This is a genomic window from Paenibacillus polymyxa M1, assembly GCF_000237325.1.
Classification (GTDB): domain Bacteria; phylum Bacillota; class Bacilli; order Paenibacillales; family Paenibacillaceae; genus Paenibacillus; species Paenibacillus polymyxa_C.
Map to the genome: position 1 here is coordinate 5428844 of NC_017542.1, position 20827 is coordinate 5449670.

The 20827-nt window shown below is 46.7% G+C and carries 22 protein-coding genes; 11 read left to right on the forward strand and 11 right to left on the reverse strand.

Annotated features, from left to right (window positions below; genetic code table 11):
* Positions 1–15: 15 nt before the first annotated feature.
* Complete coding sequence (locus PPM_RS24385) at positions 16–1593, reverse strand: DEAD/DEAH box helicase (protein WP_013373489.1); 1578 nt, start codon at positions 1591–1593, stop codon at positions 16–18.
* A gap of 323 nt (positions 1594–1916) precedes the next feature.
* Here PPM_RS24385 and PPM_RS24390 point away from each other — a divergent pair, with 323 nt between their 5' ends.
* From PPM_RS24390 to PPM_RS24420, 7 genes are read left to right on the forward strand one after another with little or no spacing between them, the layout of a single operon-like run.
* Complete coding sequence (locus PPM_RS24390; RefSeq protein ID WP_013373490.1) at positions 1917–2534, forward strand: hypothetical protein; 618 nt, start codon at positions 1917–1919, stop codon at positions 2532–2534.
* A gap of 39 nt (positions 2535–2573) precedes the next feature.
* Positions 2574–3218 carry an immunity 50 family protein gene (locus PPM_RS24395; RefSeq protein WP_013373491.1) on the forward strand — a complete coding sequence of 215 codons (645 nt, stop codon included), beginning with the start codon at positions 2574–2576 and terminating at the stop codon, positions 3216–3218.
* The gene (locus PPM_RS24400) at positions 3211–3618 is read left to right on the forward strand and encodes a hypothetical protein (RefSeq protein WP_013373492.1); all 408 of its coding nucleotides are present in this window, start codon (positions 3211–3213) and stop codon (positions 3616–3618) included. Before PPM_RS24395 ends, PPM_RS24400 begins: the two co-directional genes overlap by 8 nt.
* A 49-nt stretch (positions 3619–3667) precedes the next feature.
* Positions 3668–4174, forward strand: coding sequence for a HEAT repeat domain-containing protein (locus PPM_RS24405; protein ID WP_013373493.1), 507 nt, complete (start codon positions 3668–3670; stop codon positions 4172–4174).
* Between the two features lie 29 nt (positions 4175–4203).
* Positions 4204–4833: a hypothetical protein gene (locus PPM_RS24410; protein ID WP_013373494.1), complete on the forward strand. Its 630-nt coding sequence runs from the start codon at positions 4204–4206 to the stop codon at positions 4831–4833.
* Between the two features lie 29 nt (positions 4834–4862).
* A complete protein-coding gene (locus tag PPM_RS24415) occupies positions 4863–5423 on the forward strand; it encodes a hypothetical protein (protein ID WP_013373495.1) in 561 nt (186 codons plus the stop codon).
* 2 nt (positions 5424–5425) lie between these two features.
* Positions 5426–5860, forward strand: coding sequence for an immunity 26/phosphotriesterase HocA family protein (locus tag PPM_RS24420; protein ID WP_013373496.1), 435 nt, complete (start codon positions 5426–5428; stop codon positions 5858–5860).
* A 68-nt stretch (positions 5861–5928) separates the two neighbouring features.
* Here the strand turns inward: PPM_RS24420 and PPM_RS24425 are convergent, their stop codons facing one another.
* The gene (locus PPM_RS24425) at positions 5929–6468 is read right to left on the reverse strand and encodes a hypothetical protein (protein ID WP_013373497.1); all 540 of its coding nucleotides are present in this window, start codon (positions 6466–6468) and stop codon (positions 5929–5931) included.
* Between the two features lie 368 nt (positions 6469–6836).
* Between PPM_RS24425 and PPM_RS24430 the strand changes: the two genes are divergently transcribed.
* Positions 6837–7496: a hypothetical protein gene (locus tag PPM_RS24430; protein ID WP_013373498.1), complete on the forward strand. Its 660-nt coding sequence runs from the start codon at positions 6837–6839 to the stop codon at positions 7494–7496.
* 165 nt (positions 7497–7661) lie between these two features.
* On the opposite strand, the gene PPM_RS24435 is transcribed toward PPM_RS24430, so the two are convergent.
* Entirely contained in the window at positions 7662–9296 is a 1635-nt protein-coding gene (locus tag PPM_RS24435; protein WP_013373499.1) for a DUF6138 family protein, read from the reverse strand.
* Between the two features lie 158 nt (positions 9297–9454).
* Here PPM_RS24435 and PPM_RS24440 point away from each other — a divergent pair, with 158 nt between their 5' ends.
* Both PPM_RS24440 and PPM_RS24445 read left to right on the forward strand, forming a co-directional pair.
* A complete protein-coding gene (locus tag PPM_RS24440) occupies positions 9455–10231 on the forward strand; it encodes a hypothetical protein (protein ID WP_013373500.1) in 777 nt (258 codons plus the stop codon).
* A gap of 17 nt (positions 10232–10248) precedes the next feature.
* Entirely contained in the window at positions 10249–11667 is a 1419-nt protein-coding gene (locus PPM_RS24445) for an SMI1/KNR4 family protein (protein ID WP_013373501.1), read from the forward strand.
* Between the two features lie 65 nt (positions 11668–11732).
* On the opposite strand, the gene PPM_RS24450 is transcribed toward PPM_RS24445, so the two are convergent.
* Positions 11733–12347: a TetR/AcrR family transcriptional regulator gene (locus PPM_RS24450; protein ID WP_013373502.1), complete on the reverse strand. Its 615-nt coding sequence runs from the start codon at positions 12345–12347 to the stop codon at positions 11733–11735.
* Positions 12348–12372: 25 nt separating this feature from the next.
* The gene (locus PPM_RS24455; protein ID WP_013373503.1) at positions 12373–13857 is read right to left on the reverse strand and encodes a phytoene desaturase family protein; all 1485 of its coding nucleotides are present in this window, start codon (positions 13855–13857) and stop codon (positions 12373–12375) included.
* Between the two features lie 408 nt (positions 13858–14265).
* On the opposite strand from PPM_RS24455, the gene PPM_RS24460 reads away from it, so the two are divergent.
* Positions 14266–15501 carry a PHB depolymerase family esterase gene (locus PPM_RS24460; RefSeq protein ID WP_013373504.1) on the forward strand — a complete coding sequence of 412 codons (1236 nt, stop codon included), beginning with the start codon at positions 14266–14268 and terminating at the stop codon, positions 15499–15501.
* 114 nt (positions 15502–15615) lie between these two features.
* Here PPM_RS24460 and PPM_RS29455 read toward each other — a convergent pair whose 3' ends face one another.
* The 6 genes from PPM_RS29455 to PPM_RS24485 all read right to left on the reverse strand — a co-directional run bounded on the left by PPM_RS29455 (position 15616) and on the right by PPM_RS24485 (position 20626).
* Positions 15616–15723, reverse strand: a complete 108-nt coding sequence (locus tag PPM_RS29455) for a putative metal homeostasis protein (protein ID WP_016822819.1) — start codon at positions 15721–15723, stop codon at positions 15616–15618.
* A gap of 241 nt (positions 15724–15964) precedes the next feature.
* Positions 15965–16843, reverse strand: coding sequence for a cysteine ABC transporter substrate-binding protein (locus PPM_RS24465; RefSeq protein ID WP_013373506.1), 879 nt, complete (start codon positions 16841–16843; stop codon positions 15965–15967).
* Between the two features lie 18 nt (positions 16844–16861).
* Positions 16862–17617: an amino acid ABC transporter ATP-binding protein gene (locus PPM_RS24470; protein WP_013373507.1), complete on the reverse strand. Its 756-nt coding sequence runs from the start codon at positions 17615–17617 to the stop codon at positions 16862–16864.
* 17 nt (positions 17618–17634) lie between these two features.
* The gene (locus tag PPM_RS24475) at positions 17635–18312 is read right to left on the reverse strand and encodes an amino acid ABC transporter permease (RefSeq protein ID WP_013373508.1); all 678 of its coding nucleotides are present in this window, start codon (positions 18310–18312) and stop codon (positions 17635–17637) included.
* Positions 18293–18958: an amino acid ABC transporter permease gene (locus PPM_RS24480; RefSeq protein ID WP_013373509.1), complete on the reverse strand. Its 666-nt coding sequence runs from the start codon at positions 18956–18958 to the stop codon at positions 18293–18295. Before PPM_RS24480 ends, PPM_RS24475 begins: the two co-directional genes overlap by 20 nt.
* 219 nt (positions 18959–19177) lie before the next feature.
* Positions 19178–20626: a SulP family inorganic anion transporter gene (locus tag PPM_RS24485; RefSeq protein WP_013373510.1), complete on the reverse strand. Its 1449-nt coding sequence runs from the start codon at positions 20624–20626 to the stop codon at positions 19178–19180.
* Positions 20627–20827: the final 201 nt, after the last annotated feature.

Consider the following 20827-nt stretch of genomic DNA (forward strand, 5'->3'; position numbering starts at 1 on the left):
ATACCCCTATTTTATCTACCTGGACCGTCCGCGTCGGCCTCCTTGACCTTGACCCCCACGCGGACCGCCTTTGGCTTGTCCACCGCGTCCACCTTGGCCTCCACGTGCGGAACCGCCGCTGCTGCGGTCATATCCGCCACGTCCGCTGCTTTGTCCTGCCGAGCGGCCTTGACCTCCGCGTTCAGAACCACTGCTGCCGCGATCATATCCGCCGCGTCCGCTGCTTTGCCCCGCCGAGCGGCCTTGACCTCCGCGTGTGGAACCGCCGTTGCTGCGATCGCGATCATATCCGCCGCGTTCACTACTGCTACGGTTGGAGCGACGCTCGCCGTTTGCGCCGTCACGACGACCGGACTGTTCGCGGCCGCTACGGCGTCCACCGCCAGCATCGTTGCCACCAAAGGAACGGCGGTCGTTTCTGCCTGAGCGGTCGTTTCTACCCTGCCGCTCAGCCGTATCGGGAGCAGGTCTACGCTGCCCGCCGCCCTCACTGCTGGTGAATGTGACACCAGCAACTCTTTGGATGTTCCGAAGCTCCGGAACATCCCTCGGCGTGGCGAGCGTCACCGCAACGCCTTTGCCTCCGGCACGGCCGGTACGCCCGATGCGATGGATGTAGCTTTCGGCATCCTGTGGCATGTCATAGTTGAAGACATGCGTGACGCCTTCTACATCCAAGCCGCGTGCGGCTACATCTGTCGCTACGAGCAATTGAAGTTTCGCCTCACGGAACGCCTTCATCACTTGCTCCCGCTTGTTCTGGGACAAGTCCCCGTGCAGCTCACCGCTCTCGAACCCCATCTCCTGGAGCTCCTCATTCAGTTTAGAAGCCCGACGCTTAGTACGGCAGAAAATAACAGCCAAATACGGACGATCCGTATTCAGCATATCTACCAATGCCTGTTGCTTACCACGGTCTGTTGTTTGTACAACGACCTGACGGATTTGGCTCACTGGAACGGAAGAAGCCGATTTCACTTTGACATCAACGGGTTCGTTCATATAGACACGAGCCAGCTTACGAATACCAGCTGGCATCGTAGCGGAAAACAGCATTGTTTGTCTCCGGTAAGGAACCTCCTGCAGAATCGTCTCCACGTCGTTCAAGAAGCCCATGTGTAACATTTGGTCAGCCTCATCCAGGACCAGCATTTTAATGCCGCCTAGATCGAGCGTGCCACGTCTCAGGTGATCCAGCAGTCGCCCAGGTGTACCAATAATCAGTTGTGCGCCGCCTTTTAGTTTACGAAGCTGACGCTCCACGTCCTGTCCTCCGTAAACAGCTAGTAGAGATAAACTTGGCTCCGCAGCAGCCAAGCATTTAGCTTCCTCTGTAATCTGGAGTGCCAATTCACGCGTAGGTGCAATCACAAGCGCCTGCGGGTGCCGCTTGTCCAAATTCAGCTTTTGTAAAATCGGCAGTAAAAACGCAAGCGTCTTCCCTGTCCCCGTATGTGCCTCGGCAATCACATCCTGACCTTCCATCAACAGTGGAATGGACTCCTGCTGTACAGGTGTTGGCGCTGAGATGCCCTGCTCTTTCAAGGCTTCTACCCAATGTTGCTCCACGCCTAATGCTGTAAAATTCTTCAAGTTGTATTCACTTCCCTTATCTGTATTCAATATGTGTCACGTAAAATAGGTTCATGTGCCATATGACATCTATCGTTCCATAGTTCAGAATTCCCATTTTTGTATCGGTTCTCATTCTCCCCTTTTCAGGAAGGGAGCATATCCGTTATCGTTGAATCTGTTCATGTAACTCAACATACGGCCGCAAGGCGGCTCAGGCCGTTCCATATATGACTTTCCTAGTATACGCGAAGTTGAACTGGTTTCCAAACGATTTTAACGAATAACGCAAAAGGTGAATTCAATCACCATGTCATATATTATGGTAGGAGAATTGGTAATTCATGAATAAAGGATGGATGCTTGTGGTTAACAATCTACATTATAATTTCATAATGACAGGTTCCTTATCGGAGAAGCACACTTTGTTTGCCGAAGAGTGCTTTACTAACCTGTTCGATTGTTTTGAAACATTCCTGAACATATCAGGAATCCGCAATACCCGTGTGTCTGTCTATCAATCCAAGAAAGCCAAACACGCTAAGATCCGCTGGGACAAGCAGGAGTTGCTCCGCATTGTAACCGATAATGAATTGACTCCATTGATGCTGGTTATCGAGGCTCCCAGTATCAAATCGTCCTATAACAAAGGGACAACGCCGGAAGTCTACATTCTTTTGTCCAATGACCCTATGGGTCAATCTCCCAACAATTGCGGGATGCTTGTTTCGATCCGTCAGGACATTTATGAACGTATCGACCAAACAATCGTCGAAGACGTTATGATGCAGCTGAGCCAGTGGATAAAGGCAACCAAACTGTTACACAGCTCGCGCAACTTTTATGCTGGTAGTAAAGCACGTGCCATTATGGATATTCTTCCATTTATGCTCGAAAAGGATACTCCGGATATGAAGTATGTTTTTCAATCGTGGACTCCGTATCCTTTACCACACACTTAAACAATCCGTCATCCCATTAACCCTAGGAGGCTGCAATTTATGCAAATTCAAGTTCAAAAGGCTGAAAAAAAAGAAAACGAATATCTCATTCATTATCAAGCGGGAGGAGCTCTGCCGTTCGTTCCGCATGATGTTGTTCTGATCCATGGCAAACAGTATTTTATAGGTACGATTTTGAAGGTAGAGTCGGAACAGGTCCTTATCCGTATCAATCCAGAATATGAAGACCAACTGACAGGGTCCATCGGACTGGAACTGGCTTTCTCTCCAACCGTTTCTATTCAAGGTGCAGACAGCATTGTAGAAAAGCTCGGCTATTTTCCACCTTTTCACTATGACCGAATCACGGCTGCCAATATGACGAAAGACCAGATTACACTGACAATTGAGCTATCCCCCGCTAGCGTGCTAGTTCCTAAATCACCGGATCTGGAACCTTCGGCTGATGCACCAGTGATCCCTGAGGCTCCAGCCAAAGATATTCCACGCTATGCAGTGACTTTTACATTTCTGGAAACCAAAGAGCATGTATTAACCCCTGTAGAAACAGAAAATATCATCTTGCAGCTCGATTTCCGCTATGAAGAAGCAGACATGGTCGTTGACATCGATGCCTTGTCAGGGCTGTCAGGCAGCTTTCTGTGCAGAGGCATCCGTGCAGAGATTACGGAACTTCATGAATAAACATGAAGCCCGTGAGCTGTTGCGCTGTCATTCTTTTATTCATGATGATCTGGAGCATCCCAAAATGCGAAGCGGGTTTCTAGGGATGCTTCGTCCCTTCCAGGGAGAACTGATCGAGGATAATTTTCATGAGCTCATGACTATCATTGAAGTTCTGGCAGATGAGTTGGAGAAACCGTCCGTAGAACGGGAGCTTATATCCGCTCTGTGGGGGATTTGCCAATATACACGGGCATGGGCGTTGCATCCTGATGGTATGCTGCAGCGAAATCACCTGCTGACCGTAGAGCAGATTAGTACGCTTGACGATTGGATTGATACAATCTCCTATGCGGTTATGGTGCTGCTAGAGGGTGGCGGAACGGAAGAAGCTTTATCGAACTACAGACAACGAGAGTAGGTAATACACAATGTCAAAAAGTAATCTGGCTAAGAAATGAGGGGGGTATATGTCCATACAAACTGATGATGACGGAAAGACGTTCTTATCTATTTTCCCTACACTATCGTATGAAGATCGATTAGTCTCATTACGCGAATTAACAGCTATACCCCAGCCCATGGGGGACACCATCGCATTCCTTTTGCAGCTTGTGCAGCAATCATCTGAGGATGATCTGCTTCGTATAGAAGCGCTGAAGGTCATCGGGCTATATGCGGATCAGAGCCAGCAGCCGATGATCATGCGAGGAATTCGCGAGCTGCTGTCCAAGCCTGATGAAGATGATGATGTACGAAACGCAGCTTTACAAACTTTGGCATGGATGCCTTGTTCAGAAGCAGAGCTACATATAGCTTTGGACTTAATCCGCAGTGATACATATATCTTAGTCAAGGGGGCCGCTTTTGCACTGCTCCGCGCACATAAAGCCCACCCTTTCGCACAACATGCGCTGAAGCAATTATTGCAACATGAGGAATTCGGTGCATCTGCCCAGCGTGAGCTGTCCACATAATCGACAACCAAAGGAGAATCACTCTACTTATGCGTGTAAGAATATTTATATTCATATTGATTATCGGAATTATTTGTGTGCCTGCCTATTTCATTATGAGCAGCTTTGGATTATTCCAAAATGAGAAGGTGCTTGTACATTACAAGCTGGCCCTTGAGGTAAAGGGTAAAAAATATGATGCCTGGCCTTTAATCAGCAGTTATACCGCAATAGATAAAAATGGGGACCATCGTCAGCTCTACTATCAGGCGGAGGGCTCAGGCATAGAGTATCTGTTTCAACTTGCCTATGGACAGTATGAACTCAAGCCCTCCAAAGAAAATCCTTTTCTGGATGGGGGAATCCACTATACCATGGACCATCCTGAGTATGTACGTGAGGAAAAACAGTATGAGAATGCCAACGACTATACGGAATTAACCCATTATTACAACCAACAGGAACAGGTTATTTATACTTACAATCCTGAAGCCAGCCTCGACAAAACCTACGTGCGCTCCATCATCACCGCTGGAATGACTCGCACCACTGGTAATTCAAGTAGGCCGGTGAAGGATGATTATATTAATATCAGTAAGCTGTTTAAGGACAAGCTCGGAGTAAATGTGAAGGTAGATGTGGATGAGGACAACAAAATCGTTACCCTGTCCATGTCATAATAAAACGAAAAGAAAGGAAGACGCTATAAATGACAGAAACACAGCATACTAAATTAGGGCCTGCTTATTTGGAGGATTGGGTTGTACCCGAAAACCCGGAGGCATGGGTTGAACAAGAATGGACAGGTAAGCTCCGTTCACAGGCCGGAAATACGAAATTTCACATTTTTTACTATGGAGAATTCATGGATGAGCTGATCGCTGTAACAGAGTTTGCGCCCCAGCTCATTATTGCAGAAGATGCAGTCACAGGTGAGCAGATCGTCATTTTTGATGGAACTCGCCATGGTTACGATGCACTACTGTGTGAAGTATATACAGAAGAACAGCAGAACAATCGCACTCCCCTGCTACCTTATCTGGACGATGACGGTGAGGATACCTTTGAGGTGACCGTGACTGCTTTTTATAATGTTGATTGGGATGACGAGTTTGCAGATGATGTGGACGAGAACGGACAGCTGGAGCTGATCAGCGGCGAACGGTGCGATTTTGAAGAGGCCAAGCGAAACGGTTTTGATGCGATTAGCATTACAATTACCAGCGCTAAAGGTCTAAAAACAGAGATCCTTCAGGAAGAGCTGGCCTGACGATGGTATTTAAGAGAATCAAACATCAGGAAGGCGATATTTTTGTTATCCCTCTGCATGACGGCCGATTTGCGGTATGTCAGGTGATCTGCGCACTGTATGGTCGATTCAAAAAAGCGTTCTCCTTTGGTGTTCTATCCATAGGTCAGAATCAAGCGTACGAGGGTGAAGCTACATATCTCTCATTCACAGATTACCGGGGCAGGTTCGAGGTTATATTCACCGCCACCCAAAATCTGACGAAGGGAGTATGGCCCATTATCGATCATCGCCTTCTATCTGAGGAACAACAGCAGCTAAAATATTTTAATTGCGCGGGCCATCTGTATTACGGAGATGAATATGTACGCAACCTGGAACTAAAAGAATATAATCAATATCCTGTAATGGGCGTGGCTGGATATGAACTGGTACAGCAATATTTAGCCCAAGCATAAAGAACAAAAAGAATAGCAACTTAAAGAGCCACCTTAAAGTTCGAAAACCAGGGTGGCTCTTTAACGATTTAAAAGGGTTCAAATGTATAAGGGAATGGTGTACGATGTGTTCCCAAAATCGACTTTACGCGTTCTCTATCCAGCAGCGCTTCGACGAAGCTATACAAATCCGGGGCTGCATACCGAAAGTTGCCCCATGTGCGCAGATTCAAAGCATAAATCGGGAATTCCCCCCGTTTATCAGGCGATTGAATATCCCAGACCAGCAGGTCATCCTCTTCACTGGAAGCGAAGGGAACGGCATGTTCCAATAATTGCGGGAAACCATCTGGCTCCAACGCCGCTTCTTGTAAGACCTCCTCCGATTCCAGTACATCATCAAACCAAGCTCGCCAGTCATGGTAACGATGAAGCCATGAATCCGGATGATCCCCGAGAGGAATATGGATGTTCCATACGCCACATAACCGCCCGTAGCCAAGAGTCTTGACGTAATCTATATAGGAAGGCGGAAAGCCCCGTCCATTTGAAAAACGATGCTCTATAAGAAATTCTTCATCATAATAAGCCTGAATCTGCAAACGTTGCAGCCCTGTAAAAATACTCATGCTCGCCCTCTCCTTTTGCACATCCTATTCGCCTTTTCACCCTTCGGCACATTGAAAAGGCCATTTTCAAGTGTTAAAATGGGAATAATATGTATATTCTAAAAAAGAGTGAAGATGCGTCAACATCCTCACTCTTTGGCAACAGCCGCTTTTAAGGGCGGTGGCTGCAAGTTCACGGTATTCGAAATAGACCGGTTCCTACCACGGGCGGTCTATTTCTTTTTATGGAAGGAAAGAATCAGGGCCTCACCTCCTTTACAGGAGACTAGCCGACCGCCCATCTAAGCCATTCTGTTGTTAAGGAATATTATAACATATGATATATAAAAAGTACGTTTTTACGCTCTTTCCGAAAAGGAGGAACGAACATGGAGCAAAAACGCTTCAAAGATGAATATGGATATAAATATGACTTTGCCGCCGTGATCCGGAGAGGAGAACAGGTAGCTGTTCACTGTCCTCGCTGTCAGGGCCAAGCTTTTATTTCCAGATCTAAAGAAGACTGTTATTACGTTGTTCGCTGCTCTCATTGTTACTACACATTTCAGCAGCCAGAATCGTATAAATTCTATGCACGCGGTGTATGCAGCCATTGCGAGCGATATTTTAATATTGAAATCCATGATGACCGAACGGTTACTCATAAAAATACGAATATACACTGTCCGCACTGTGAGACACGTAATCAAGTTCCGGTGCATCGTATGCAGTCACGTGAATGGCATACAGACGTGATCCAAAATGGGAAAGATCCTATTTTCCAGCTCCAACTGTATTTCCTTGATTACTATCGTGGGAAACCGGTGTGGGCTCTTAACCGGATACACCTGAATTATTTGCTCTCCTATATCTCTGCCGAGTTGCGGGAAAAACCCACATCCGGTATGATGCGCACGGCTTCCCATTCCATTCCAAAGTACATTAAGGATGCGAAAAATCGCCAGGCCATCTTAAAAATATTACAAAAACTACAGCATAAACAAGCGTCTAAGGGTGAGCATTCCAAACATGAGTATACAAACTTTTGACAGCCTAGAAGCACTGGTCCAGGCCGTCTGTCAGACCACCACGTGCAATCTCGGCTGGAGATAGCGACTGTACAGATGTTATTGAAGTACTACGCCGCAGTGGAAGCGAGCCGGATGTTCAACGCATTGCGCAGGGACTGCAATATGATCATGAATACAATGCTTTTATGGAATAAGCGTCTCCAGTATCTCTTTTACCTCAGGGACAGCCTGCTTCAGGCTGTTTTTTAGTTTCTTTGCACCACCCCATATACGATAAACGATCATCTCTTGTTCGTAGTCTTCCAACTTCTCAAGTACATTTACTAGCGCCTTCGCCTGTTCTGCACTTTCAATGCCAGCCGATTTCAGAGGTTTGGCAGAATCATTACCTGCCAAAAGAATCCTCACCCATACGGGAATCGTATCCGGTGTCAGTCCATGTGCCTCAGCAAACACAGCGGCGTAACCGTCCTGCACCGACTGGTGCTCACTATCCACTAGCTTCATATAACGACTCACTAACGGAAAATATTCCGTTCCTTTAAGTCCTAATCCCATCACCGCATAGGTTCCAGGCATTGCTGACTTCTCCCCCGGCTCTACATCGTTGTACCACTTGAATTCTTCCATCACAGTCTCGGCATATTCCGCCAGCAACGGGTGCAGCGAAGGGTATTCAAGTGCATTGGCAAAGAAACGATGTAATGCAGATTTGGCTAACTTGGGTATGGGTAGATAGTTTTTCACTTTGCTTTTGAACTTCATCCCATATTCCTTAGTAAAGCCTTTTCGTAATATATCACATAGATATACGAGTGCTTCTCTATAGCTCTCTTCTTCCTCAGAACGAATCTGAACCTCCAGTGTTTGCAAAATATCATTCGCTTGGCAGGTGACTCGTTCACTTGTATATGACGCTGGAATGCTGCCTGATCCACTCTTAAGCCACTCGGCTGCCTGATTTGAACCCAGTTGTGCAGCAATCTCCAAATAACTCTGCCGTGCATCGGCATCGGTCGAACCCACACGCATCGCGGTGAGCAGGAACATCTCCATGGCGGGGGCAGGAATATCTGAAGGAAGAATATCGGGCCTCACCGTATACTCCAGCCCGTAGTTTTTTTCCCGATCTGCGTATTTGGCCAAAAATTCATCTTCAGCCCAATGCATTAAGCCTCTGCTCAGCTGATGCCTCCATGCTTCTTCTCGCTTACGGCTAACCTGCACTTTTGCATCCATTCGATTCAACAGCTCATTCACCCACTGGGCGTCTATAGGGTACAAATGAGGATCAAGCAAGTGCCTTACTAAGAAAAAATCGTCCTCTTCCTTCGGGATAGCTTTACTGGCAGGGTCAAGCTTTTGCTCCACAAACTGTTCGATAGTGGCTAACAGATGCTGCCGCTTATCTTCGTTCAACAGCGAGAATGTAAAATGACTGGCCTTATTCTCCAAGACCACCTCTAGATGAAATTCCAGCCGATAACGAAAAAACATAGGACTAAATTCTTCAGAATTATACAGGGCCGCTATCCGTTCTTTGAACACAGGCATCCATTCATCCTGCACCTGCTGGAGCGTCACTTCTTCCGTAAAACCGGAAATATCCATATCTGGTCTACGATGATCCCAATCAAACGGTTCGTAGGTATCCACCCATAACCCGTCGCTCTTACAGGTAACTTTTAAGTATTCATGAATCCCTTCGTGAAGGACGCTTTTGGTCTTGAATTCCGCGATGCGTTTTTGCTCAGAAGCGTATCTCTGGTCAATCTCCTCAAAAATTGGATCTATGTAGGCCTGTACCCCCGATGTCATACGATGTGCTCCCCTTTCATACCCTCACAAATTGTAGTTCTTACATAATTGAGATAGACTAATATTTAACTATTTTATTTCCTGATTATAGCATATCTCTCATTTACATTTGGACTCCATCCCTATAGATAGAGTGCCAGAAAGCAGGTGTATTCTACATGTATTGGGTTTCCACACAGCACACGCCAGTAGCTGCCGATGAACTGACAAATTTCGAACATACCTATGGCATAACTTTACCAATTCCCTATGCTTCATTTCTCACCCAATACGGGCCAGGTACCTATTGCGGCCTGCTGGTGATTGAACGACCTGATCCTCAACTTTTGCAATCCTATGCGGATTACGAACTGTGGACGCATAATGATAACTGTCCGATCACCGCGCAACAGCTGGGCGAGTGCGTGTTCATCGGCAGCTCCATAGATGGTGATTTTCTAGCGGTGCATCCTCAGGTCGAAGGCTTGCTTTGGCTACCGCGACATTCGGAGGTCATTACTATGAAGCCATTAGATGTTCAAGCCCCATTTATAGATACACTAGAGCATATACTACGGGATGAATTCGGAAGAATAGAGCCATTCCCCCGTTATTTCGAGCCTGTCAGTCTGGATAGAGTTGCAACATTTCTACAATTTAATCCACCGGAGACGGCGGAAGCTTACGGTTCAGCCAATCCGAACGATCAAGCCTTGCAAGTAGCTCCAGCATCTATACAGGTATTGGCTCAGCGTTTTAAACAGCATTTTGACTCAAATCTATGGATTGAAAACGAGCATATCTGCTTGGCTTTTCTTCAGTCTCTTGGCGGATACGTACGTTTCAATTATGCATATGGACGCGAAGTGGCGATCATTTATGAATCTAAAGCGATAGCACTTCATGATGAAGTTCTATCATTCCTGCAAAAAGAACATTGCCAGGTTGTAGAGTAAGAGGAGGACGAATACAAATGACAGTACATTTTGCACATATCTTAGAAAAGCTCGGAGGGATCGCTAAGCGCCTGAGACAAGGTGGGATGCCTGACGTAGTATACCAATGGACGAAGGGGATTTCCGAAGAGGAACTGACTGAGTTGGAGGAACGGCTGCAAATCCCTTTGCCTGCCTCCCTGTCTGAATTGATAAAGCGGTGTGGCAGCTTACATTTGCTATGGTGCCTCCCTCAACACTGTATTGTAGCCGATGAACCGGCTTGTTCATATGAAAGCAGTAATGGCCTTAAACAAAAACCGAATATGCTTGACGATATTACAGGAGAATTTGGCTGGAATCATGAGTATATAAGCTATTTTACATCCTATGGAGAAAACACCGACTCAGCAGCGGACGAACAACGATATCTAATTTTAAACTATAACGGTGCCGGTGATCCGATCCTGCTTGATAGAGCGACATCCGCAACAGAGCCAGCAGTGTTCTGTTATGAGCATGAGTTGGATCGGTTCATGCTGCTCGCAGAAAGTCTACCTACCTATATAGAAACCATGCTTGCCTTACACGGGTTATGGCTGTGGGATTGGTCTAACGTGTCAGACGAGCTTGGTATTCAACTAGACAGCCCACCGCTGCAGTTGTGGCAGCGCTGGTTGAACACGTTCTGTACGATGAAGCTGGAGGATGCCGCCCGGTCGCTGGAAACACTGATCCATTACACCACCATGCATGGCGCAGATCATCCTGCTGTACTGCAGGCTTTTCAGGCCTATGATCCAAAGGATATTTTTCTTGCCTGGGAGCAGCGCATTCAGCGTAACCCGGCCCAATTCGCTACATGGGCATTTTTTATTGGGGAGACCGCAGGTATTGGGGCTGCTGACTGGGTTCGCTCCTTATGGGAGCCGGACACGGATATCACGCAAGCATGGAATTCATCCGCTTCAAATAACATACATGCTGAGAGAGCATTTGTCTCGACACGTGCCTATCTATCCGCCCGCTGTCTGCCCGAACAGGAAGGATTAGAAAATGTTTATAATGATCTGATGCAGCATACGGCAAAGGATGGCAAATTAGAAGGGTACACCGTTAGCGGGCAGTTACAGCATTTTCATTCACCGCAGGTCATTGACTGGATGCGGGATAAGGTCAATCATCCGGTCGATGGCTGGGCAGTACTTTTCGCCTACTCTCGTCCTACAGCTGAGCAGGTGATTGAATGGCTATCCAGTAACGAGCTTCATCAGAAAATTGCAACCGAGGCGCTGGATATCATGATTCAGCGCGATCTTCTGCCCGGTCTAGAAGCAGACGTTTGGGCTAGCATCTCAAACCTGCTTCATGCTTCTTTACAACTCGTGATGCTCAAAAAAGATAAACGTCGCATTGAAGCCGTGCTGGAGCAGCTTTCAGATTTGAAACTTCGTTAACACAGGAGCCGGCGTATGCAGACTTGCCTGTACGGGGTGGGAGCACAAAAAAATGAGCCGCTGCATCAGCGGCTTAATCCTCGAAAAAAAGTATCTATAGTAAATGAAATCAATTCATTATTTGCTTTGGCCATAGGAAGCTCAAAATTCAGGAGAAGAGAAGTTAGTCCGTGTAACATACTCCATACGGATCTAGCCATCAGGTGCTCATCCCCTTGAATGATGCCCCCTTCCTCCATAGCGACTTTGAGTCCGCCCTCAAGCAACTCAAACCCTTTAAAACTCCCACTGTCTATAAGGCTAACCGAGCTTACAGATTCAAGGTTGCTGATAAACAGGATGTTGTAGTATTCGGGATTAGCCATGCCAAAACGGACATAAGCATCGGACACTGTTTTCAGTGTGTCCAGAGCGTTCAGTCCGGCTGCCTGTGCTTCATCCACGCGCTGCTGAAGAGCCTTCAGGAACAAAGCATTCCCTTCTAACAGCAGTTCACGAACAACCGCTTCCTTATTGGAGAAATAATGATAAATAGTCGTTGGTGAATATTCGATCTGATCCGCAATTTTACGCATAGAGACCTCGGCATACCCTTGGTTCAAGAAGAGTGATCGGGCGGCCTCAATGATTTTGCGGCGAATCTCACTGCTCTCACGTTCTCGGCGTTTGATATGTTTCATGAATAGATATACGTGCCCTTTCTGCCTATCTCAATTTGGCGGCGATACGATCAGCTTCCATTATACCCGAGTTCATAGCTCCTTGAAACCCGCCCCCAGGCTGTGTCCAGGCCCCTACCAATGACAGACGGTTCACTGCTGATTTGTGCTTCAGTCTGTGTATACCGGACTGCCGCACCGTTTGCGCAAAGCCGTAAACAGCCCCGCCGGGATTAGCGGTATACCGCTGCATTGTGCGTGGTGTGCCCAACTCTGCCACTACCACTTTACTGCTAAAACCAGGGTATAGCTGTTCAAGGCGTTCCAGTATCTGCTGTTTTACTGCTTCTTTTTTGGCTTTATATTCGGGACGTGCGCTAGGCCAGTTCTCCAATCTGTCCAAAAATGTAACGGTGATGACACCCTTTCCCGCTTCATTGAGTGTAGGGTCCATGGCGTTATAATTTGTGAACATCCAGTTGCCTTTCGTATACTGGCCGCTCATCATGACTTCATAATCCGTCTCCGAATCCGGCTCGTTACATAGGATTAAGTCTTCTTCGGTGATCCCAAGCTCGCGAGGCTCGCATGATAGCCCTAGGTATAGCTGAGTAAGAGATGTGCCAGTCTCCATTTTGGTGACAGCCTCCAGCTCACGACGGGCGGCATGATGATTTTCCAGCAGACGACCATAGGTATGATGAGGACTGATACCAGACACAACCCAGTTGGCTTTATATACATCCCCTTTGTTCAGACGAACACCAGCTGCCTTACCACGTTCAAGTATAATTTCAGACACCTGACTGCGCAGGTGAACTTCTCCTCCAGCTGATTGAATAGCTTCGACCAGCGCATTGGACAAGGCCTGTGCACCTCCCTGAATGTAATACGTCCCCTCCAGATGATAGCCCATCCAAGGAATGAAAAAATACAAGGCCGCAAGCCTCTTCGGGGGCAAACCATAATAAGCCCATAGGGCGGTGAAAAATTCCGTGAATCGGTCAGACAAGCCAAACTGGCTTACAGCCTCCCAGGTAGTCATTTGCGTCCAGCGGAAGAAGGTGCCTGCTTTGAGCAGGCCCGCCATCTTACGCCAGGAAGTACGGGAAGAAAAAGCAGAAAAGCCTGCCTCAAAACGGCGAATACCTGCGAAAAGCTTGTCAATGGCTGCTGTCTCAGCAGGAAACATGCCTTTGAGGAGCTGCGTGTACTCCCGCACATCAGATGGGATATCAATGGTCTGTCCTTCCCAGCGAATGGAGTAAGGATGCTTTTTGCGTAGAGGGACGATTTGCTGGTCCACATGGCAGTCCTTTAACATCCGGCCGAAGCTGCCTTCTTCGAGTCCGCCGACGCCGTGCAAGGAGACATCAAAGGTATATCCCTTTCTTGTGAATTCAGTAGCAAAGCCGCCAGCCAAAGTATGACTTTCAAACACAGCTGTCCGGTAACCCAACGCAGAAAGTCTGGCTGCACAAGACAAACCACCCAGCCCGGCACCAATGACAATAACATCATATTGGTTCATGATTTCATCTCCCTTGTTAACGTCGTTATATAAGTTAACAGTGTTAAGTTAAGGAGATTATATACTACCGTATCCCCGTTGAAAAGCTCTATTTTCTTGTTTCCTGCTATAGAACAATGAGCACAATCTTCATATTGCTCAGCACAAGTCACTCAAGAGATTTTAGTAGTCTCCCGTTGCGAGGGTAAATATATATTATAAAAACATCCAAAATTGTAGCGCTTTCACTTGTCAGATTCCAAGGAGGATGCTATTCTTCAAGTGGGATTGTTACTGAAAAGGCAAAACCCGAGTACACTTGTGTACCCGGAGTTTGCCTTTTTTTGATTTGTATGAGTTCCACAGCATACAGTCAAGCATCCTGAGCATATAGTAAGCGCTTTAAAAAAAACCAAAGGAGATTATCTTATGCAAAAAAGACGTTTCGCCCTTGTTCTACTATCTTTCGTGCTCTTGCTTACGATCTTTTATCCATCCTCCAGCTCTGCCGCGGCAGCAGCCGATGTTCCAGCACCACAGGCTACTCTGTTTACTCAAGTACAGCCTCTGGGTGAGGTTGTTTCTGCCGTTGTACTGAAATACAGCACCAATATTGACGGAGCATCCCTGTCCACATCCAGCTTTCAGGTTCAATCTGTACTCAATGATGTATACACGGACAGAACCGTGACCGGCGTATATACCAACGATACTGGCGCCATCACCAACCGAAGTACTCATGGCAAATATGTCGTGATCGAGCTGGATACACAGGATAAAAATGCAAGCACTCTCACTTACGATTCCACAAGCGCAGTCAACCGCATCAATCCATTGAACTATTACATTAGCCAAAAGAAAGATATTGCAACTTCAAAGAAAACAGTCATTCCAGCTTCTACACAGACTGTAAAAGCAACCGATAAAGTGACACCCATTGTAGACGATTTCCAAAAAAACACCTTTGAAAATAAAGATGGCTTCAAACTGAACTACTTTACATTTGAACCTAAAGTAGAGCCTGGCAAAACCTACCCATTGGTTGTATTCCTACACGGAAACGGCGAACGTGGTGATGGAAATGGAGTCAACCTGTTAGCAAATGCTGGTGCTGTCACTTGGGCTTCCCCTGAGCAGCAAGCCAAACACCCATCCTTCGTCATCGCTCCTCAAAGCCCAATTGACCTGGAGCACAAATTTATTTGGGCAGATGAACCACGCAACAGCGCTGTTGCCGATTTGGTACGTGAAACGGCCTTGAAATATCCGATCGACACCAACCGCATCTATATCGTAGGTATTTCTCAAGGTGCCATGGGGACATGGAGATTGTTAGAAAAAAATCTTGATCTGTTCGCTGCGGGCGTGCCGATTGCCGGTCTGACCAACTATGAAAAAGCTGTGAACATGTATGCCCCTGTTGACCCTGCACACGTTGAAGTGTTGAAAAACGTTCCGATTTGGGCATTTCATGCTGCAGACGATACGACAGTAAGTCCTAAGAACTCGGAAGAAATGGTTGCTGCCATTAAAGTACAGAGCGGAAACCTCATTCACTTCACTGAATACGAAGCAGGGATTATCAAACCTACAGGACACTTTTCCTGGGTTCCGGCTCTACAAAATCAGGACATGATTGAATGGCTATTTGCACAAAAGAAATAAAAAAAGGGCACCTGCCTTCCTGTGTACCACCATCAGGAAAGCAGGTGCAATATCAAAACGAGGAGACTAAAAATTTTGACACTGGTATTGCATTTGCAGTTAACTTGAAGCTTGTTACTTCGCGCGCTTCGCAGCTTTGATCGTTCTCAAAGCCCGTCTGCGCGTTACCTTGTTCGGACTGCTGAGCTGTCTTCTGGCAGTAGCCACATCCGTTTTAGCCATGTGTAAAGCACCATCCTATTCACTTAGGCTCATATTGGGAGTTTGTGCCTAAAGACTTAAATGATAATGAGAATCATAATCATTTAAAATTATATAATGAAATCTACTAGCATGCAAGAGCATTTGGGGAAGTATGTGCCTCGATTAAGTAGTTGCCAGTGCTCCCTTTTCCCCATATGAAAGAAGCGTTGGGACAGCAAGCCCAACGCTTCTTTATGCTTAATAGCAACTTATACGATGATTAATTAACCTTTCCGCCCTCTACAACCAATTGATCCGTAAAGCCTTCTCCGTAAACGGAGGTCAGTGTGTCCTTATAGGCTTGATGGACAAAATTCTCCTTGCCCAACGTAGCCAGTTCGTTGTTGATCCAGTCCAACAGTTCCTTATTTCCCTTCGCTACTGCGGGAGCAATCGTATCTTGACCACCGAAGGCTGGAATGCTTACAGTGAAGCCGGGATTGGCCTTGGCCCAAGCGATCAGCTCTGTATTATCGTTGGCAATGGCGGCACCGCGTTTGTCTTTGAGAGCCGAGAAAATTTCGGTGTATTGATCGAATTTGAGCAGCTTGATGTCAGGATAATTTTTTGTAAAATAGGTCTCTGCCGTCGTTCCCTTGGCAACAATCAGCTTTTGATCCGATCCCTTCAATTGGTCAATCGTGGTGATTGGAGCGCTGTCGGGTGACACAATGCCAAAGGATAATTTCATATAAGGGTTAGCAAAATCGACTTTTTCTTTACGCTCATCGGTCACAGTAAAGTTAGCCATGATGATATCTACCTTGTTGGATTCCAAATAGGCAACCCGGCTGGCAGCATCCACCAGGACGAATTCCACCTTGGACTCGTCGCCCAAGAGATCTTTGGCAAACCGTTTCGCAATATACACATCAAAGCCCTGATTTTTCCCTTCTGAATCTACGTAGCCAAAAGGCGGCTTATCCGCAAAAACACCAATTCGAATCTTGCCATTCTTTTTAATGTCCTCAATTGAAGCAAATTTAGCCGAACCCGAACTACTACCGTTGGTATTACCAGCCCCTGCACATCCTGCCAAGCCGATGAGCAGCAAGCTCAAAGCCAGTAATAACGTTGTGAACTTCATTCCTTTTCTCATCTGTATTCATCCCCCTGTTTATATCGTTTCGTACTGAAATATATCCAGAAAGTGCTGGGCACGCTCTGTTTCCGGTTGGGTAAAAAATTGCTGTGGTGTAGTCATTTCACATATCTGTCCTTGATCCATAAAAACGATACGATCTCCTACCGACTTGGCAAATCCCATTTCATGCGTCACGATAATCATCGTCATCCCCTGTTGGGCCAGCTCTCGCATGACATCCAGCACCTCTCGGACCATTTCCGGGTCCAAGGATGCGGTGACCTCATCAAAAAGCATAATTTCAGGGTTCATACACAGGGCGCGCACAATCGCAATCCGTTGCTTTTGCCCGCCTGATAATTGTCTCGGATACGCATCCTTGCGATCTAGCAGACCGACTCGCTCCAATAGCTGCTCCGCTTGCGCAAGCGCCTCTTGCCTGTTTCGCCGCTGAACTTTAAGCGGACCAAGCAATATATTTTCCAAGACGGTCATATGTGGAAACAACTCATAGTTTTGGAACACCATTCCGATATGCTGCCGCACCTCACGCCAATTCACTTTTGTATCCGTCAGATCCTGTCCTCTGTAACGGATATCTCCCCCCTGGACGGGCTCTAGACCATTAAGACATCGGAGGAGCGTACTTTTACCACATCCTGAAGGGCCGAGAATAACCACAACTTCCCCTTTCCTTACGTCCAGACTAATCTGCTGCAGTACTTTTCGGTCGCCAAAGCTTTTGTCCAGTCCTCGAATTTCCAATAAAACCTCAACAGCCTCTCCCATGACACCACCCCATCCTGCTAATTTTGCCATCTGCGTTCAAATCTTTTGGAAAGTCTGGATAACGGATAACATACAAGAAAATACAATATAAAAATAAAACCATACACCCAAAAGGATGCCGAAGGCGCCTTGATTACACCAAGTTCAATAATCTGCTGCCCGACCTTGACCACTTCCACAACACCGATCAGCACCACTAATGATGTGGTTTTGATCATCCGTGTCGCTAGATTAATAGAACCCGGGAGCATGCGGCGCACCGCCTGGGGAATAAGCACATGACGGTATAATTGCCAATAGGTCAGCCCCAATGCCTGCCCGGATTCCACCTGATGCTTGGGCAGTGATTCCAATGCACCTCGTACGATGTCGCCAATTTCCGCCGCTCCCCACAGACTGAATACGATTACTGCCGTCAACTCTCCGCTGATATCCACATTCAGTAAAGGAGTAAATCCAAAATACACGACATACAACCATACCAAAATCGGAATAATGCGGAATGTCTCCAAATAGAATCTCAGCACAAATCGAATCGGTTTTGATTGTAAGGTGCGCAGCAGACCCATCAGAATGCCTAGCAGCGTACCAATAATAATGGAAAGTAATGCAATCTCCAGTGTAACGAGCAATCCCCCTAACAGACGCTCGAAATTCGATCCCTCAAACAGCACATTAATCCCCGAACTCAGCATATCGCACCTTCCTTTCCACCCACGTCAGCAGCATCGACAAAGGTAAAAGCAGCACGAGATATGCCAATACCAGCAAAATCAACGATTCTGTCGTTTTGTAGTACATGCCGATCAGGTCTTTGGCCACATTCATCAGATCCAATAAAGCAATGGCACCCACAATGGAGGTCTCCTTGAGTAGAAAGATCGCGTTCGCTCCCAAGGACGGAATACTAATGCTAAATGCTTGCGGCAAAATAACATATCTCGCCAGTTGTATTTTGGACAGTCCGAGGCTCAACCCGGATTCCGTTTGGGTTTTACTCACGGCTTCAATTCCACCGCGGAACGCCTCAGCCATATAGCCCCCGCCCAAAAAGGTCATCCCCACAATGGCACACGTCATTTCGCTCATGTGCAGACCAATTTTCGTAAACCCGTAATACAGAAAATATAACTGTACAAGCAGCGGCGTATTCCGGGAAAGCTCGATATAAGCTACAATGATTCCGCTAATTCCTTTCACCCTGTAATACAGCACGATGCTGCACAGCAAACCAACGACTAGTGAAAACAGAATAGCAAAAAAGGCAATCTTCAACGTCAGCCACATGGCTTCTCCATACAGCGGCAAGCTTTCTACAATAAACTCCCAGTCTAAGTTCATATGCGTATACCTTTCAATTTTCAATTATTCCTATGTATTTGCTTTGCTTAATAACAATGATTGTATTCCTGCCCATTTATTACGTCAATACTTTGATGAAAATTTGTCATATTTATCTATGATTAAGAAAGAAAACCGTTATTTTTTTTCAGAAATAAATAAAAAAAGCCCAAAATGGATAAGTTCCATTTCAGACTTTGCTTTATGCTATATGATTCATCACATGATCGGCTCTGTAACGACAGGACCACCGAGCTTCTCCACAATTAAACGGCTTTCCTCATTTAGCCCTTGCAGGATAATGGATTTACCTGAGTTTCTGTATTTTTGCAGCACCTTGCCAATGGCAGTAACCGCCGAGTGATCCCACACATGTGAATGGCTAAAGTCGACTACAACGCGCTCCGGATCATCCGAAGGTTCAAAATGATCGACAAAATGAGTCGTTGAGGCGAAAAACATCGGCCCCCTGACATGGTACACCTTTGCTTCATGATCCTCAGTCGTACTGATACGGATTTTAGCCATTTTCCAGCCAAAATGCAGGGCACTCAACAGTACACCTACGATCACACCCTTGGACAAATCATGCGTAGCCATCACGATAATGACCGTGATTACCATAATAAACGTATCTGCTTTGGGTACCTTGGCGATGTTTCGGAGTGACTTCCAATCTACGGTTCCGATACACACCATGAACATGACTCCCACCAATGCGCCCATAGGCACTTCCTTTACAACACCACCAAGCACGAGCAGCAGAAAGGCCAAGAACACCCCAGCCGTGAAAGTGGATAGACGTCCTCTTCCGCCTGAGCTGACATTAATGACGGATTGTCCAATCATAGCACAGCCACCCATGCCCCCAAAAAAGCCATTTACAAAGTTGGCAATCCCTTGCCCACGGGCTTCCCGGTTTTTATTGCTTTTCGTTTCGGTCATTTCATCCAAAATACTGGCTGTCAGCAGTGATTCCAGCAGTCCAACTAGCGCCATCGTAAAGGAATACGGCAGCAAAATCCGCAACGTGTGCCACGACCACTCAATTTGCGGCAGATGGAATGAAGGCAGCGAGCTGGTTAGCGTACCGATATCTCCTACCGTTTTGACATTCAATTCAAATACATACGTAATGATCGTCATGATAATAATTGCTGTCAATGGAGCGGGAACGCTTTTCACAAACCTCGGTAAAATATACACAATGAGCAATGTTCCCGCTACCATCGCGTACATGATCCAATTCGCTCCATGAAAGTGGGTGAGCTGCGCCATAAAGACGAGGATCGCCAGCGCATTCACAAACCCGGTCATGACCGGCTGCGAAATAAAGCTTATAAAGCGACCTATTTTCAAAACACCCAGCAGCACCTGAATGATCCCAGCCAAAATAGTAGCTGCAAATAAATATTCCACGCCATAATCCTTGACCAGACCCACAACCAGTACAGCTACAGCCCCGGTTGCTGCCGAGATCATCGCCGGACGTCCGCCTGCAAAAGAAATGACAATGGCCATCGAGATGGAGGCATACAGTCCGACCATGGGGTTGACACCTGCAATGATTGAGAAGGCAATCGCCTCCGGAATCAATGCCAGCGCCACGGTCATGCCCGCAAGTATATCAGCCCGGATATTACCGAACCATTGTTGTTTAAGATTCATACTGTTTCGTTCCAGCCTCCTATATTCACAGAGAACAGCATCTTGACCTGCAACCCGATATTGCTTTGGGCATCCGTCCAGCGGTCAATCGCCAAGGCTCTCCTATCATTCAGCTCGTCTCTCTCAAACGAACCCGTTCCGTTACATCCAGTCCATCATTATAACGCAAGGGAATTGTAGAGACGAATGAGTTAAAAGGCT

Excerpts from the sequence above, each read along its gene's own strand:
- PPM_RS24410 (WP_013373494.1), top strand. The coding sequence starts at position 4,204 with ATGCGTGTAAGAATATTTATATTCATATTGATTATCGGAATTATTTGT.
- PPM_RS24390 (WP_013373490.1), top strand. The coding sequence starts at position 1,917 with ATGAATAAAGGATGGATGCTTGTGGTTAACAATCTACATTATAATTTC.
- PPM_RS24425 (WP_013373497.1), bottom strand. The coding sequence starts at position 6,468 with ATGAGTATTTTTACAGGGCTGCAACGTTTGCAGATTCAGGCTTATTAT.
- PPM_RS24485 (WP_013373510.1), bottom strand. The coding sequence starts at position 20,626 with ATGAATCTTAAACAACAATGGTTCGGTAATATCCGGGCTGATATACTT.
- PPM_RS24480 (WP_013373509.1), bottom strand. The coding sequence starts at position 18,958 with ATGAACTTAGACTGGGAGTTTATTGTAGAAAGCTTGCCGCTGTATGGA.
- PPM_RS24435 (WP_013373499.1), bottom strand. The coding sequence starts at position 9,296 with ATGACATCGGGGGTACAGGCCTACATAGATCCAATTTTTGAGGAGATT.
- PPM_RS24460 (WP_013373504.1), top strand. The coding sequence starts at position 14,266 with ATGCAAAAAAGACGTTTCGCCCTTGTTCTACTATCTTTCGTGCTCTTG.
- PPM_RS24430 (WP_013373498.1), top strand. The coding sequence starts at position 6,837 with ATGGAGCAAAAACGCTTCAAAGATGAATATGGATATAAATATGACTTT.
- PPM_RS24405 (WP_013373493.1), top strand. The coding sequence starts at position 3,668 with ATGTCCATACAAACTGATGATGACGGAAAGACGTTCTTATCTATTTTC.
- PPM_RS24420 (WP_013373496.1), top strand. The coding sequence starts at position 5,426 with ATGGTATTTAAGAGAATCAAACATCAGGAAGGCGATATTTTTGTTATC.
- PPM_RS24445 (WP_013373501.1), top strand. The coding sequence starts at position 10,249 with ATGACAGTACATTTTGCACATATCTTAGAAAAGCTCGGAGGGATCGCT.
- PPM_RS24415 (WP_013373495.1), top strand. The coding sequence starts at position 4,863 with ATGACAGAAACACAGCATACTAAATTAGGGCCTGCTTATTTGGAGGAT.
- PPM_RS24440 (WP_013373500.1), top strand. The coding sequence starts at position 9,455 with ATGTATTGGGTTTCCACACAGCACACGCCAGTAGCTGCCGATGAACTG.
- PPM_RS24470 (WP_013373507.1), bottom strand. The coding sequence starts at position 17,617 with ATGGGAGAGGCTGTTGAGGTTTTATTGGAAATTCGAGGACTGGACAAA.
- PPM_RS24395 (WP_013373491.1), top strand. The coding sequence starts at position 2,574 with ATGCAAATTCAAGTTCAAAAGGCTGAAAAAAAAGAAAACGAATATCTC.
- PPM_RS24465 (WP_013373506.1), bottom strand. The coding sequence starts at position 16,843 with ATGAGAAAAGGAATGAAGTTCACAACGTTATTACTGGCTTTGAGCTTG.
- PPM_RS24475 (WP_013373508.1), bottom strand. The coding sequence starts at position 18,312 with ATGCTGAGTTCGGGGATTAATGTGCTGTTTGAGGGATCGAATTTCGAG.
- PPM_RS24450 (WP_013373502.1), bottom strand. The coding sequence starts at position 12,347 with ATGAAACATATCAAACGCCGAGAACGTGAGAGCAGTGAGATTCGCCGC.
- PPM_RS24400 (WP_013373492.1), top strand. The coding sequence starts at position 3,211 with ATGAATAAACATGAAGCCCGTGAGCTGTTGCGCTGTCATTCTTTTATT.
- PPM_RS29455 (WP_016822819.1), bottom strand. The coding sequence starts at position 15,723 with ATGGCTAAAACGGATGTGGCTACTGCCAGAAGACAGCTCAGCAGTCCG.
- PPM_RS24455 (WP_013373503.1), bottom strand. The coding sequence starts at position 13,857 with ATGAACCAATATGATGTTATTGTCATTGGTGCCGGGCTGGGTGGTTTG.